Annotated in this window: 15 protein-coding genes; 6 read left to right on the forward strand and 9 right to left on the reverse strand. The window is 39.9% G+C overall.

Translation table 11 applies throughout. The features are described from left to right. From HMPREF2983_RS09160 to HMPREF2983_RS09180, 5 genes are all read left to right on the forward strand, one after another. On the forward strand, positions 1–459 hold a 459-nt coding region (locus HMPREF2983_RS09160), incomplete at its 5' end, for a hypothetical protein (protein WP_070667834.1). Positions 460–638: 179 nt separating this feature from the next. Continuing rightward, positions 639–1175, forward strand: a complete 537-nt coding sequence (locus HMPREF2983_RS13590; RefSeq protein ID WP_004377834.1) for a DarT ssDNA thymidine ADP-ribosyltransferase family protein — start codon at positions 639–641, stop codon at positions 1173–1175. Next, entirely contained in the window at positions 1172–1879 is a 708-nt protein-coding gene (locus tag HMPREF2983_RS09170) for a DUF6939 family protein (protein ID WP_004377835.1), read from the forward strand. The genes HMPREF2983_RS13590 and HMPREF2983_RS09170 overlap by 4 nt, the downstream gene beginning before the upstream one ends. A 1-nt stretch (position 1880) precedes the next feature. Next, a complete protein-coding gene (locus HMPREF2983_RS09175; protein WP_004377836.1) occupies positions 1881–3359 on the forward strand; it encodes a hypothetical protein in 1479 nt (492 codons plus the stop codon). 2 nt (positions 3360–3361) lie between these two features. Continuing rightward, positions 3362–4051: a hypothetical protein gene (locus tag HMPREF2983_RS09180; protein ID WP_004377837.1), complete on the forward strand. Its 690-nt coding sequence runs from the start codon at positions 3362–3364 to the stop codon at positions 4049–4051. 222 nt (positions 4052–4273) lie between these two features. Here HMPREF2983_RS09180 and HMPREF2983_RS09185 read toward each other — a convergent pair whose 3' ends face one another. From HMPREF2983_RS09185 to HMPREF2983_RS09230, 9 genes are all read right to left on the reverse strand, one after another. Beyond that, complete coding sequence (locus HMPREF2983_RS09185) at positions 4274–5698, reverse strand: recombinase (RefSeq protein ID WP_070667835.1); 1425 nt, start codon at positions 5696–5698, stop codon at positions 4274–4276. Between the two features lie 257 nt (positions 5699–5955). Beyond that, on the reverse strand, positions 5956–6675 hold the full coding sequence (locus HMPREF2983_RS09195) for a DUF6371 domain-containing protein (RefSeq protein WP_070667837.1): 720 nt from the start codon (positions 6673–6675) through the stop codon (positions 5956–5958). 27 nt (positions 6676–6702) lie between these two features. Next, complete coding sequence (locus HMPREF2983_RS09200; protein ID WP_070667838.1) at positions 6703–7683, reverse strand: AAA family ATPase; 981 nt, start codon at positions 7681–7683, stop codon at positions 6703–6705. A gap of 1 nt (position 7684) precedes the next feature. Then, on the reverse strand, positions 7685–7981 hold the full coding sequence (locus HMPREF2983_RS09205; RefSeq protein WP_004377847.1) for a helix-turn-helix transcriptional regulator: 297 nt from the start codon (positions 7979–7981) through the stop codon (positions 7685–7687). 191 nt (positions 7982–8172) lie between these two features. Continuing rightward, positions 8173–9093 (reverse strand): DUF6043 family protein, encoded by a 921-nt coding sequence (locus HMPREF2983_RS09210; protein WP_070667839.1) that lies wholly within the window; start codon positions 9091–9093, stop codon positions 8173–8175. 3 nt (positions 9094–9096) lie between these two features. Next, complete coding sequence (locus HMPREF2983_RS09215; RefSeq protein ID WP_004377849.1) at positions 9097–10350, reverse strand: ATP-binding protein; 1254 nt, start codon at positions 10348–10350, stop codon at positions 9097–9099. A gap of 124 nt (positions 10351–10474) precedes the next feature. Continuing rightward, entirely contained in the window at positions 10475–11962 is a 1488-nt protein-coding gene (locus tag HMPREF2983_RS09220; RefSeq protein WP_070667840.1) for a phage integrase SAM-like domain-containing protein, read from the reverse strand. A 390-nt stretch (positions 11963–12352) separates the two neighbouring features. Further along, entirely contained in the window at positions 12353–12922 is a 570-nt protein-coding gene (locus tag HMPREF2983_RS09225; protein WP_070667841.1) for a metallophosphatase domain-containing protein, read from the reverse strand. Then, positions 12919–13728 (reverse strand): PGN_0703 family putative restriction endonuclease, encoded by an 810-nt coding sequence (locus HMPREF2983_RS09230; protein WP_070667842.1) that lies wholly within the window; start codon positions 13726–13728, stop codon positions 12919–12921. Before HMPREF2983_RS09230 ends, HMPREF2983_RS09225 begins: the two co-directional genes overlap by 4 nt. 119 nt (positions 13729–13847) lie before the next feature. Here HMPREF2983_RS09230 and HMPREF2983_RS09235 point away from each other — a divergent pair, with 119 nt between their 5' ends. Continuing rightward, positions 13848–14753, forward strand: a complete 906-nt coding sequence (locus HMPREF2983_RS09235; protein WP_083316785.1) for an IS982 family transposase — start codon at positions 13848–13850, stop codon at positions 14751–14753. The last annotated feature ends 1 nt before the right edge of the window (position 14754 follow it).

A 14754-nucleotide genomic window follows, 5' to 3' on the forward strand; every position in this document is an offset into this window, starting at 1 on the left:
TTTTCTAAGCAAATCCTTATCCCGAACTGGCGTATATCTATATGCGATGAACTTGACAAAAGGAAACTGAATGCAAAGAGTGAAAAGGAACGTTTGACACCTTCTTCGACAGATTGGTATTCTATAAAGATTCAACAAAGAAGTACTCAACGAGTACCTATAGTATTTCCTATTAGGAAACTAGAAGAATTACCCACTTTAAAGTCATTGAAAATTGAGAGGCTGAAAAAAGAAGCTCATGAGTTTAAGCTCTTGAAAGAAGAAATTACGACTTTGTTGATGGATACAGAAAGCTTTATAACGCAAGGAAAAGTAAAAGATGCAAAAGAAGCTTTAGATGCTGTGCGCAATAAAATTATAAGGATAAAAGATGCAAACATAAGGAAACATTATATTCAAGCACAAGAAGCCCTAACAAAATTAGAAAATACACTTGAAAAAAAAGACTTGCACGAGTAAAAGAAGAACAAGAACGTAAAGAAGAAGAGGAAAGTAAGAGAAAAGCAGAGGAAGAACAAATCATAAAAGAGAAGGAATGCCAAGAGGAAGAACTTCGCAAGAAACGACAAGAGGAGGCGGACAGGCTTGCTACAGAGGCTCGAAAGAAAGAACAAGCGGAACAGGCTGAAAGGCAACGTTTGGAAAAACTGTCAGCTGAGAGAAAAGAAAACTGGGAGGATTTTTATCAAGTACTTGAAAGCAACGACATTCGTTTTTTGTATCATTTTACAGATAAAAGGAACATTCCTTCAATAAAGAGACACGGTGGTCTATTTTCATGGCATTATTGCGAGACTAATAATATAAATATCCCCCGCCAGGGTGGTGATTACGATTCAAGAGAGTTGGACAAGAAATACGGATTGCAGGATTATGTCCGTTTGAGTTTTTGCGATGACCATCCTATGAAATATCGTTTACAACAATCTGGTAGTGATATGGTGGTCTTACGCATCAAAATAGATGTTGCCTTATTGAAGGACACATTATTCTCGGACATAAATGCAGCAGACAGACTTCATACTCATGGGGGTAGCTTACTGGATTTGAAGAGAGTGAATTTCGACGCAACAAAAAGACATTTCGTTTCAAAAAACGATGAGGACTTCAAACCACATCAAGCGGAAGTTATGGTAAAAACATTTGTTCCATTAAAATATATTGTCAATATATGATATACATAGAAAACAGAAAAAGGAAAATAGAACGAATCAAGGAAGAACATCCAGATGCCGACATCTTGGATATTACTTCCAATTCAGAAACGAGGTATGCTAAAATTTTAAGTCCGTTCTATCCTCATGGGAATATCCCAATTCCTTTCACGAATGAATTAAAGGCTACTTGCGTAGAAGCAGTGTGGCAAGGATTGAAAGTGTTTGACAGTGTGGATGTTGATTTTTCGACGTTCAAAAATGATACAATGCGAAACTTGAAGCGAACGGTAAGAAAGTTTGGCAAACCTAAAGGACACCGTAAAGGTGCCTATGGTAAAGAGCTGTTAAACTACTTTGAGGCAAGAATGTTGATTTATCTACCTACATATAAATGGGTATTAGACAATGTGCCGGAAGTTCATCGTGTTGTGGAAAGGATAAAAGAACAAAGTAAAAAACGAGATATAGTTTTATTGGATTACAATACTAATACTGATTTTCGGGATATTTCAAAGCCTCTCTCTCATGCAGGATTAGTAAAGCTGTACATTGAGGGGAATTATCCCGAGGGGATGGAAGGCTACAATCCTATGAGTGAAGAAGAAATTGAAGTTAAAAGGCTCAAAGAAAAAGAGCAGAAGAAAAGATTAAGAAAAAAAGGTAAGTTAGAAAAGAATGTACAAATAGGCAATTTGTTTTATGACTTAAATACAAAGGAATAATATGCAAGAATATATCGGTTTAATTGTTGCTGTGGCTGTCGTCTTAGTAGTCATTGCATTACAAGTTTTCAGTTTCTTAAAGACTAAGAAAAATATTACAGAGTTGCGAGACTTGTTCAAAGAAGTAGACAACCTTTCATTGAAAGAAACATCTGTGACTTCTGATGTCTTGCGAAATAAGTCGTCTTTACAAAAATTTTTAGAAAATATTCCTTCAAGGATAGAAGAAGGCTTGGATGAGGATTATATCAATTTGTCGCTAATAGTATCTCAAAAAGAAGGCATGCCTAAAGGACGGTTGGGGAAAATTATCCATAGAACCAATGAATACCTCTGTAAAAACACAGGAACAAGTGCCGATTTGAGTGTTCTTAGAGATATTAGTGATAACCAAAAAGGCGCATTAGAGGATGATATTCAAAACAGTTTGAATGTGCCTCTCTATTTAGGTTTGGCAGGAACTTTTGTGGGTATTATAACAGGGCTTATAGGTGTTGATTTTAATCAGATTTTTGGCACGACTAGTAATTTGGACGGATTGCAACATTTGTTATATGGTGTGGTTGCTGCTATGTTCGCTAGTTTGTTAGGTTTAGGATTTACTGTTTATAACAGTGCTATATCATATAAGAATGCTGTTTCTAAATCCAATGAGGGCACAGAAGAGTATATTAATTTTTTAAGAAGAGAATTGATGCCTTTACTGTCAAATAGTATGGCTTCAAGTTTAAACTCTTTAAAAGGAGTTCTTGGTCATTTTGTAGATAAGTTCGGGCGTAACCTCGATGCTTATGCAGACTCTACCGAGTTGTTAAATGACAACCTTGAAAAACAACATCTCGTTTTGTCTGAAATAAACAAACTAAGTTTGACGCAGACAGCGAACAAGATAGCGGAAACATTTATACAGTTAAAAGAATCTGCTGACTCACTCAATGTATTCCGTACATATCAGAAACAACTTAATTCGACCATTGCAAACGTATCGGGAATGGTAAATCAAATACAAACGATAATTGGTAATTTCAATGATTTTGCCACTGGACTTTCGGTTGTGATCAGCAATCAGAATAAAACAACAGAACTCCAACGAGAGTTTCAGGAAGCTATAACAATCCATTTCCCGACAGGAGGAGATGCTAGAGATGTCTGGAGAAAAGAATTTGATATGCTAATATCTGAGGGTAAGACGGTCTCTGAAAATCTATCAACACAACTTACTGTATCAACGGAATACATAAAGAATTTCATAGCTAACAACAAAGATTTCTTTGATACGTTTGACAAGTTTAAGGAAGTGCTTGACACGATGGTGCAATATACGCAAGTTCAAGCAGAGTGTTATAAGGATTTGCGACGCGAAATTTTAAATCTCCGCAAAGATTATAAAGATGCACAGATGGAATCAATCGATTTACATAAGTCGATGCTGAAAGCTATAGATTCTATGACAAAAGCCCTTGACGAAATCAGAAAATAACTATGGCAAGGAAAAGACATAAGGATTCGTTTTGGCTCAGCTATTCAGACTTGATGACAAGCTTATTTTTCATCATGTTGGTTTTGTTTGTTGTGTGTATTTGCAAGATGAAAATAACGAATTTTCAGTTAAATACTGCTTTAAAGGAAGCGAATGCTACTAATGAGCAACTTCAACAAATTCTTCAATTGGAAACTCAATTTAAAGAGTTGAGTAAATCTTCAGATTTGAAATATATTGAAGAAAAGAAAATGTTTGTAGCCAAAGATTTTATAGGTGTGGAGATATTTAATCCTAACAAAGATGTGATTAAACCAGAATATATAGCTACAGTAGATAGAGTTGGAAATTCATTGCAGGAAATCGTACAACGCTTACATGAAAAAAATCCGAATCTTAATTTTCAACTCGTAATAGAGGGGAATGCGGCCATTCCTTGGGAACAGTTAAAAGAGAATACCTACAATGCGGATAACATTCAAATGTATGAATTAAGCTATCATCGTGCTTTAGCATTGTATCGAAGGTGGAAGTTAAAAGGATTTGACTTTAGAAATTATAATACGGAGGTAATTATAGCAGGTAGTGGGTTCAATGGAATAAATAGGGATATGGAAGTTGAAGAGAATAACAAAAGGTTTGTGATACAAATTATTCCGAAGATTTCAAGACCTACCCAATTTAAGTTTTAGTCAGTACGTAATAAACAAAAAAAATATTTTATGACAATCGGCACAACTTTCATTATGAGGGTTGCGCCGATTATTCATAGTAATAATGTCCGAACTAATAGCAGCTCCGATGATATAACATTGCAAGGGCAAAACTAACTAATATGCGATATTATCTATCAGGAAAAAGGTTTTAAAAAACTGTACTTGGCAATTTTGATGCAGAGTACCCAATCCTTTTATCTATCTTCTGAACCTTGGCCAGTCTCTTACCTCCTCTTGCTGCTTCCACCTTTGTTTTTCCTTGTACCAATCGAAGTTATTGGCAACATTCTCAATCTCAACTTTCCCTTTCTGATGCTCGAATAAGTTGAGAAAGGGACGGGTGAGGAGAGCCAGAATCGTGGCACCATTACGCCTATCGCTTGACTCTTTAGAAAGATATTCGTTGATGGCTGTAGCCTGAGGGAAGGTACAGTGCTGCAATTTAGTGTCATGGGCAAAGTCGATAACGGCATTAATGGCATTTTGGCAAATGATAGTGAATCCTCGTAGGAAATCTGTTAGCCCAGCCTTCATTGTAGCGATAATGTTATCACGTTGCAGCAACTCTTGCTTGAGGTCAACCTCCCGATTCTTCGATTTGGTAAGCAATCCTTTGTAGATACGCTCTTGTTTATTACATTCAGCAAGCCAGAAATCAGCACGATTCCGCTCCTTAGTTATCTCCTCTTTATAGGTAATGGTTAAGGTTTCTACTTGCTGAGCAACCACTTGTGGAATTGCAGCAACTTGTTTTTTCATTTCTTCATTTTCCGCCTCCAATTGTGCATACTTGCCCTTTCCTGCAAGGTTGGCCAAGCCCGACAGGATGGCGCTGCCATTCTCTCGATTGGCTTTTTCCTGCTTGTCGTGGATTTCCCTATCCAACTTTTCACAGGCGAGAACTTTCTGCTCGTTCTCCTTTGCCAGCTTCTCCGCTTGTTTCTTGCTTTCATCCAACTCACGCTTCTGTTTAGCCACGATATAGTCATTCCGTTCCAGATGCAGTTTGCCCGTCTCCAACTTGGAAACGCCGCGCTCCATTCCCAATGCCTCGGCCGCCATGTCCTGCACGAGGCTGATGTCCTCATTGTCCAGCTTGTAGGACTTACCTGTCTCGTGGTTCATCCAGTCCCAGATGACATGGGCGTGATAGTTAGACTTCCATGTAGATGTGTCATTCGGATCAAGACAATGCCCCTCGTCACGATGGAGGTGTATCTGTATGGCCGTAATGCCGAAACGCTGTCGACAAAGGTCTGCGAAATGTTGCAACTGCTCCATGGTGGTGTCTGCCTTGCACACCACGACGCCCTCACGCAAGGGAGTACAGCCGGCTATCTTGGTTACCTTGCCCGTCTTCTTGTTGATTCGCTCCCGTTCCTTGGTCTGCATGGCCCTGCCCGTCTTTTCCTTCACCATTCTGCCAATGGCATCGTAATACTGCCGCAAGGTCATATCGCCTTGCAGTTCCGATGTCCACGATTGGTTCTCAGGTATCAGGTCTTTCCTAATATAAAGCTTCTCTGCATTGATGTGGTCGAGATATGCCTTTGTCCGTTGGTTGTGTGCCTCACTTTGCCCGATATTGCAGGGCTTGATGTGTACCGATGTCATTTGTGTCATAACAAAAGGGAATTAAATGATTGTTTTTTTTCTTTTCATAAGGTTCTTAGGGAGGCTCCCTAAGCGGAGAGTCCAGAGAGAGGGTCACGCTCTGGTCAAGGGGGCTTGGGGGAAGATGCCACCGAGTGGAGGGTGCAGGGGGAGAGTCATCCCCGCCGGTTCTCCAAGGCTGGCCTTGGGCTCACAACTACGAAAGCGCAGCGGGTAGTTATAGTGGGCTATAACAAGGACAGAGCCCTGTTCTTCCCCCCCCGAGTTCAAGGACTGCCACGACCTCTGATTCTGTCAATCAGGTATCGGTTAATGTCCCGATGGACAAAGCCACGGTCCACCTTGAACCTTGCCCCGAACTGCTCTTCCCAATAATCACAGCTTATATCATCAGGGAAAAGGACCACCCGCTTGCCAGCCAGTTTACTCATCATGTTATTGGTGAGATTGTAGCCTTCTCCAACCGCCAACCAGTCAACGGCCGGTTCCGCCAGCGTACCCAGCAAGGCTGTTTTTTCCTCCTGCACAATGGCGACAGGCTTGTTTGAAAGCAGATGCTCGCCAAAGAAGACCTCATCATCCGTATAATAGTCAAAGCAGTACCAGCTATAAAGATGCTCCACTAAGGACTCTCTTTGCAGGATTGCTCCACTCTCAGTATCAAAGTACTGCACACTTCCTCCTACAACCTTGTTGTTCCGGTTAATCCGAGGCAGCACCGTGCCATAATGTCCGTTCACAAGTTTGGTAACGGCTCCCAGATGAAATCTCATAATTAAACTATCAATAGCCGACAATATCTTGGAATCATAACCAGTAGTCTTATCTAGATAATCCGTAAAAGAAGAATAATGGCATCCTATATCCTGCTTGGGTATCTCTATCAACATCCGATCATTGGGCGCAGCCTTAGTCGCCGATATTCTCTTCAAGTCCTGATTTCCCATTTTTGCTATGCGTTTTATGCAGTTTATGCACTTATGCATATTGCATAAACTGCATAAAGTGAATAATCAACGGTTCAAGAGCCTTGACACCTTGCTTTGGGTGATACCGCATTCCCTGGCTATGTCCTGCTGCTTCATGCCATGCGAGGACAATTCCCTGACCCTTGATTTCAGTTCCTCACGCCCGCTGGTACCTGTTGTTTCCAGATGGGCGGCCTCCGTGTCATAGCCGCGAAAGGTAAAGCAAAGATTGCCGTCCTTGTTCTTGGCTCGCTCATACAGAGCCACATTGTCGGCATCGAGCACAACTTCGCCGTTGCGCCACTTACACTGCTTCACATAGACCAACGACTTGTCACGGACTGACTGCCCCAGTCCCACGGCATCGTCTATCAACTGGTTGAGTTTGGCGGAGCCTTGTATGGCCGACAGGGAAAGAGGGACTGAACCGGAGAACATCTTGGGAACATGGTTGAGGACGACCAGCGTCCAGTTATACTTCCGTTTCAAGGCGTTCAGCGATGCCATGAGCGAGCCCGCGTCAGAGCTTTTGTCAAGCGACTGGCTGAGTGCGGTAATGTTGTCGATGAACACCACTTCCGCAAGATTCGCCACGGCTGCTTTTTCTATTCCCTTCAATACATCATCAACGAGATTGTCTCTGTCCATCTCCGCACGGAAGAAGGTAGGAGGGAAGTCCGGAACCTCGTACCGCAGGGCCAGCTGACGCAGTGTCATCTCAAAGTCGGTATAGAGCACGCGCTTCCCCTGTGCGGCAATATCCCTTGCCACCTGCATGGCGAAGATGGTTTTGCCGATGCCTGACTGTCCGAAGATGATGCAAAGATCACCTTCGAGGACAATGTTCGGATAGAGAACCACAAGAGGCGGCAAAGATTTGGCCGCCTTCAAGCAGTCGTTCATGGATGCCACATGAAAGCTACCCGCATCAATGGCATCTTGTTCCTGCAACTGCTGAAAAGAGGAAATAATATAATCCACCTCTGGCGGTTTGGGGATATTCTTACTAAGTTCTGCCATAGCCATACTACCTGCTTACAGAATCAGAAGAAAGTCCATTTGCTATCAGTGCATCCACTTCCTGCTTAGAATACAGGTTGCGTCTGCCAATCTTATGGACATGGATGTCGCCACGCTTTTCCATGCGCCACAATGTGGTATAGGTGATGTGCAAACGGGCGCACAGCTCGTCACGGGTGTAATACTCGGTGGATGCAGTTTGAGTTGGTTCTTTCAGCAGATTCTTACCCACCATTGTCTCCAATACTTCTGCAATGGCCTCCTTGAGGTCTTCCTTTTGCAGCATTATGAAATTTCCTTGCATGTCTCTTGGTTTTAAAAGTTTGCTGCAAAAGTATCATGGAATTACATGACATTATACCCATATAGGTACTACATGGTAACTATATGGGTATGGACGCATTTCCTCCTATGGAACGGAATGCTTGTATAGTAAGAGGAATGCATGAAAAAGCCCATGCAAGGCTGACTTACACGGGCTATGGGTTTCTTCTTTTAGCGGAATATAGATTCCACGATTTCATGGTCAATAGGCAGCTTGCCCGTCTTGTTGGTATAGGTGTTCTTGTAATTGGCCAGTCCGGAAACACCGAATAGGGTTTCAAAAGGCTTCCAATATGTTTTCTTCTTGCCGTCCTGCTCCGCTTTGGATAGCTTCAAATGTTCACAGGCACAATCAGCGAAATAGGCTAACAAGGAGTTTGTCTTTTGCCAGTGATATTCATTATCACATAACCTCAACAAAATTGCTTTGTCAAGAATCTGTCTGGCAGCTTCTGTTTGAAGTTCGGCTGGCAGGGGAACAGGTTTGTTCTCGATATCACCTTTGTCATTGGGTGTAATCGCCAAGCCATGAATCAGTCGGGCTTCTTCCGTCTGGAGTTCGGTTGGGATGGGATTAGGCTTGTTTTCAATTTCACATTCATCATCGAGTGTAATCTCCAATCCAAAGAATCGATTCCAATCATCCTGAGTCTTGATGCCATTTCGCATACTGGTCTCAACTAATTGCTGCTGTAAATCGGAATAGGCGTTCTTCTCTAATCGTTCACGGGCTTCATCAGTCTTGATGATGATTTTTGAGACAATCGTTTCGTACAGATTGCCACAAAATAGCCAGTATTTTAATGTGTTCTTTATCCTGTTTAGACGAATAAAACTCATGTTTCCTTCACTGAACAGAAATACTATCGCTGTTACAATGGTGTCACCAACTCTCGTGTAATTGTTGGAAAACAGAATGGGGAAGTCCCTCTGACTCACAATATGTTCCAGTTTCAATGATTTGGCAGTATAAGCATAGAGGTGCATTACCGCTTCAAACGACTGCTTCTTCAAATCGTTGATGATGCGGTCTGCCGTTATCTTGTTGGCTTGATACCATGTTAGAAAATCTACTTTGCATTCTGGTTCCATAAGTTACAGTTTTAAGCTGTCCTTATCCAACAGAAAATCGAGTAAGCCTATGGTTACGATCCCTTGTTCGTCCCGTTTAGTCTTAATATCATCTTTCACGACGATAATTTTCTTGAAGGAGTCATTGATAAATGAAAAAGAAGTCTTTTCCTGACGCTCCTTTTCAATGTTTGGCATGGCAAAAGCAGACTGTATATAGTACCTGTCGCTTCCCTCATTCACCACGAAATCAACTTCATATTGCTGGCGGATGCTTTTCCCGTCAATTTTTCTCTTAACATCTACCATGCCGACATCTACATTATAACCTCTCATTCGCAACTCATTATAGAGAACATTCTCCATAATATGATTTTCTTCTTGTTGACGGAAATTCAAAATGGAATTTCTTACTCCTAAATCGCAAAAATAGTATTTGGACAAGGATCCAATGTATTTACGTCCCTTGATGTCATAACGTTCTGCTTCTTCTATCAGAAAGGAGTCTTTTAGATAGGAAATGTACTTTACTACTGTGGGATAGGACAAATCAACATTCACTTTACTCTTAAAGGTGTTAGTCAATTTGTTCGGATTACAGGATGAACCTATAAAAGAAGACAGCATCTTTGCCAATTCCTCAAACTCATGCTCTTTAATCTCATGTCGTTCTTTTATGTCAGTCAGATAGGTTTTGCGATAAACATTATAAAGGTAGTCACTTTTCTTCTTATCACCTACTAAAGTCAATACGTGAGGTAACCCGCCGTAGGTATAATAGTCTTTCCATGCACCCTGCTTATCTCCGCCTACGGCTGCATAATACTCAGAGAAAGAGAATGGATACATGTGTATTTCATCGCTTCTATCCCGAAACTCTGTTACGATGTCATTCGAGAGAAAATGAGAATTGCTACCTGTTACATAGACATCCACATTCTCAATATGCAACAAGCTGTTTAGAACATCCATAAACTCATCTACCATCTGTATTTCATCCATAAGTATAAAATACAACTGGTTATCCCTGACTTGCTGGCGGATATATGCCAACAAAACGTCAGGATTTCTTAGCTTTTGATTGATGCGGTCATCCAAAGCAATAGAGATAATGTGATCAGCAGGTATGTTCTGTTTCAACAAATAATCACGAAAAAGAACTTGTAAAAGTGTGGACTTGCCACACCTTCTCATACCTGTGATTACTTTAATAAAACCATTTTCTCGTCCGTCAATCAGCTGCTTCAAATAGACGTCTCTGGGAATTGTTGCTCTCATATTTTAAGTTTTTGCCCCATGGAGCACTTTTTTCAATGGCAAAGATACAGTATTTATTTTAAAACAAGACGTGTAATTTGAAAAATATGCCACCTGTGGCATATTTTTCAAATCAACTCGTTCATTACAAAGACGCGAACAATTCTTTTCGGTCCTTTTCACTCATTTTTTTCAATAGTTCCAAGACCATTTGCTTATCAGTAGCTTTGTTTTGTCTTTCTTCGTTCAAAAGGTACCAATTATATTCCAACATCTTATCCAAAGGATAGGCACCAATATAGTTAGATGTTATATCTCCATTTCCACTATGCCCCATACTATCACTAATATATTTGTATGGTACTATACCAGAATTATTCAGATTGGTAGCGAAACTATGTCGAGCCCAGGTAGATGAAGGTTTTTGTTCTATGCCAAGCAGCTCTACCACCTTCGCCATATGCTCACGAATATAGCGATTATATCGTTGGATTACCCATACTTCTTGTTCTGGAGTTATCCACTCACTCATAATCGGGAACACACGCTTGTCAAGTTTAGGCTCATTGCCATACTTGTCTATAATCTTTTGTAGTTCTGGAGTAATGGGAAAGATGACCTCGCTAGCACTCTCGTTTCTGTCTCTCGTTTTATGACGCAAGAATCGGAGTTGCTTTCCATATGTAGCAAAATACCAACCATCATAAGTCAGTCGCAAGGTGTCAGCCAAATTTTGTCCGTCACCCAGATACATAAATAGGAACAGCCCTAAATCACGAAAGACGGCGTGTTTCTCTTTTGGAAAGAATAACTCCTTGCCTTTTTCGTCTTTGGCTTCGCCTCTTTCCCAAAAGTCATAAAGCATCTTCATGGTAGGAACATCAAGGAACTCATGCTTACGACTACACACCTTATTGTAGCCCGTGTCTTTGAACATTTCTTTGGTGCTTCCTTTAATCAAGCCACGGTCAATGCAGATATTTACAATGGTGCGGAATGTACGCAATGATATTCCAATGGATGTTGTACTAAGCTCATTTTTCTTCATTACCTTTACCCAATCCAGAATAAAGTTGTGACTTATATCACTTAAAGATACATCTTTTCCCATATCCCGTACAAACCTCTTTAATATATCCTCACTGCATCGAGCTGTTCCTGCCTTGCCATCGTCGCGCTTGGATACAATAAAAGATTCCCAAATGGAGTAGATTGTACTATCGTCATCTTTCCTCCCTTGATGTCGTTCCTGGAGTTTTCTCAAAGAAAAGTTTCCCTCATCGATGAGTTGATTTACAAGAGTAGCCACTTTCTCCATCTGTTTTTTTAATTCCTTTCGTTCTGAGGCTTTCTTGTTTCGTGATAATTTCTCACATTCACATAGTTCTATCCAATCTGTTCCTATATATGATTTCCCTATCCGCAGAAAAACTTTCTTACCAGCATATGCTATACGAATAGCGACAGGGGAAGTTTGGGAATAATCACCATCCATTCTTCTGGGATCCAACATAAGTGTACCTGTAACTTTCCCGTTGGAAGATACGAACTTTGCAAGCGAGGTTTCTCCCCTCTTTCGATACTTTTGAGACATATTTCCCACTTCCGTGAACTTTCCCTTGACTTTTTCCATTATAATTCTCCTTTTAACAGGGGATTCACGAAATCATCCGTGAACTTTTGGTGAACTTTCTGAATAAAAACTGCTGCAAATTTAAGATATTTCTTGGAACAAATAAATAATATAACTTATTTATTTTCAAGCATTTAATATTATTTATAATTTTATGAAATATACATCAAATAGCCTCATAATCTGGAGGTCATAGGTTCAAGCCCTATCTGGTCCACAGTTGAAAATCAAGCACTTGCGAATTTATTGCAAGTGCTTTTTCTTTTAAAGGTGACCTTTTAAAAAGAAAACTCTTCATCCGTGACCTTTTGAAATTTCGGGAAATGATATATGAATGACAGAGATTTCATGACGAAGCTTTTCTGCTATTACAACGAAATAACACTCGTATTATTTGTAAATAAATAACTTGGGCTTACGGACTATTGTATATGAGTTGTCAAGAGATGAGCCGTTTGAGAAAATGATCCCGTCCCTTTTTTCTGTGCCGTAGTTTTCATGAGCATGACCAAACAGATGATAGCGTGGTTTGATTTCCAATACTTTGTTGCGAAGATACATGTTACCCCAATGAGTATTGCTGCTTTCGTCAAGTATCATTGCTGGCGGTTCGTGGGTAACAAGTACATCCACATTATAAGGAATCAGGCTTTCGGGATGATTGTAGCCTAATCCGAAGAATTTTATACCCTCAATTTCGCAACCTCTGTCTTGGAGGAAGTGAACGCTGTCAGGTAGACCTTCTATATCGTCTGCTTCCCATAAACAGAGATCATGGTTGCCGGTAACAAATATCTTATGAGGGTAAGGCAGTTCTATGAACCAGTTAAGGAATTCAAGTACCTCGTCTTCGGTTCCCATATCAGTAAAATCACCACAATGCACGATAACATCAGCATCTGGTAAGTTTGTCAGTTGCTGGTGTCGGTTGTGGGTATCTGAGATTTGAAGGATTTTCATTTAATAAAGTATCTTTTTTTGAAACCTTCGTGGTTATCAATCAAATCTATAACATTATTGTACCTTGAGGTCTCAAATAAAAGGGTAAGATTATCTGGGATAACATCAGAAACATAATCCTCAATAATTTTTTTGAACATATCCTTAACTATGAGTTCCTCTTCTTTTAATATCTTGAATCGATTAATAGCATAACTTTTTGATCTACTTGTCAATCTCAGAAGATCTATGAATTCATTTTCCATTTCCCATGAGATGCTATTGAGTTCAACGATAGAAACGTTCTCGTACTCATCTTTATTATGAATTATATGATTGACAATAGCAAGCAAATGCCGGAACAACTGAGAAGCATTATAATAAGTAAACGACTGAGCCCTTCTTAATATATCAGTCAGCTTGTCTTCTGTGAATTTCCAGTGGTCATAATAGTTCTCTATCATAAAGTACGAGTCCGTAAAACGAGAATTGCTCATATAATATGGCTCAAGGAATTTTGACTCATAGTAAATGACTTTCTTGCCTTTATCAACTTTAATGTCAAGATTCGATTTGCCACCGACCTTCAACGGTGAACTCTTATCCCATTCAAATATGACAGTTGCTTCTGGATGTAATTTCTCATAAAGAAGAAAGAAATTAACACCCAAAGCGGTTGAAGAGTCAATAAAGTGACATTCTTTTAATGCATTCCCACTTCCATTTTCAAGTTCATCACAATGTTGTTTAGACAAACTGACCAATAAGTCCACATCTCGGCTTCCGTTTACACCTACTAACGCTTCCTTTAGAATTTTTCTGTCCATATATACTTATAGTTTAACGTGAGTTCGACGAATTATAAGTGTCTATAAATTTGGTGATTAGCGAAATTTGTTGTAACTTTAAGGTGTTAACATACAAATAATTACAAACAAAAATCGCTATGATCACCGAGGACAAAGTTACAGAAATATTTTGTATGGCAGATGACTTCTGCAAGTTTTTTGATGCAATGACAGCAAAATATACGCTAAAACCTACTGGGAAAAGAAAATATCATCGAAATTCTACAATGTCAAAGGCAGAAGTTATGCTGATAATGATTCTTTTCCACGATTCTGGTTATCGTTGCTTTAAACATTTCTATCTTGAAAAAGTATGCAAGCAGCTTCGCCATCTTTTTCCAAAAGTTGTTTCTTATAACCGTATAGTAGAATTGGAAAGGGATGTAGTTATAGCTTTAACCTTGTTTATCAAGAAGGTCTTGTTGGACAAATGCACGGACATAAGCTTCGTTGACAGCACACCACTGCGAGTCTGCAAAAACCAAAGAATACATATTCATAAGGTTTTCAAAGGCATAGCTCAAAGAGGAAAATGCTCTATGGGTTGGTTCTTTGGCTTCAAGTTGCATTTGATTTGCAATGAGAAAGGAGAACTTCTCAACTTTATGATAACCCCAGGAGATATTGATGACCGTAAGCCTTTGGAGTACAAAGCATTCATAGATTTTATATATGGTAAGATATTTGGTGACAAGGGCTACATCGGCAAGAACCTCTTTCAAAGGCTTTTCGTTGACGGAATACAGCTTATTACCAAATTGAAAAGTAATATGAAAGGAGCGTTAATGAGTGTTTCAGACAGACTTTTACTCAGAAAAAGAGCCATTATAGAGGCGGTGAATGATGAACTTAAGAACATTGCGCAGGTGGAACACTCCAGACATAGATGCTTTGACAATTTCATCGTCAACTTATTAGGGGCAATTGCTGCCTATTGCCTGTTTCCAAAGAAGCCGTGCATCAATGTACAAAGGACCATTGACACACAACTCGCATTATTCTGAA

Origin of the sequence: Prevotella sp. HMSC077E09, from assembly GCF_001814685.1 — a bacterium.
In the GTDB taxonomy this organism is placed as follows: Bacteria; Bacteroidota; Bacteroidia; order Bacteroidales; family Bacteroidaceae; genus Prevotella; species Prevotella oris.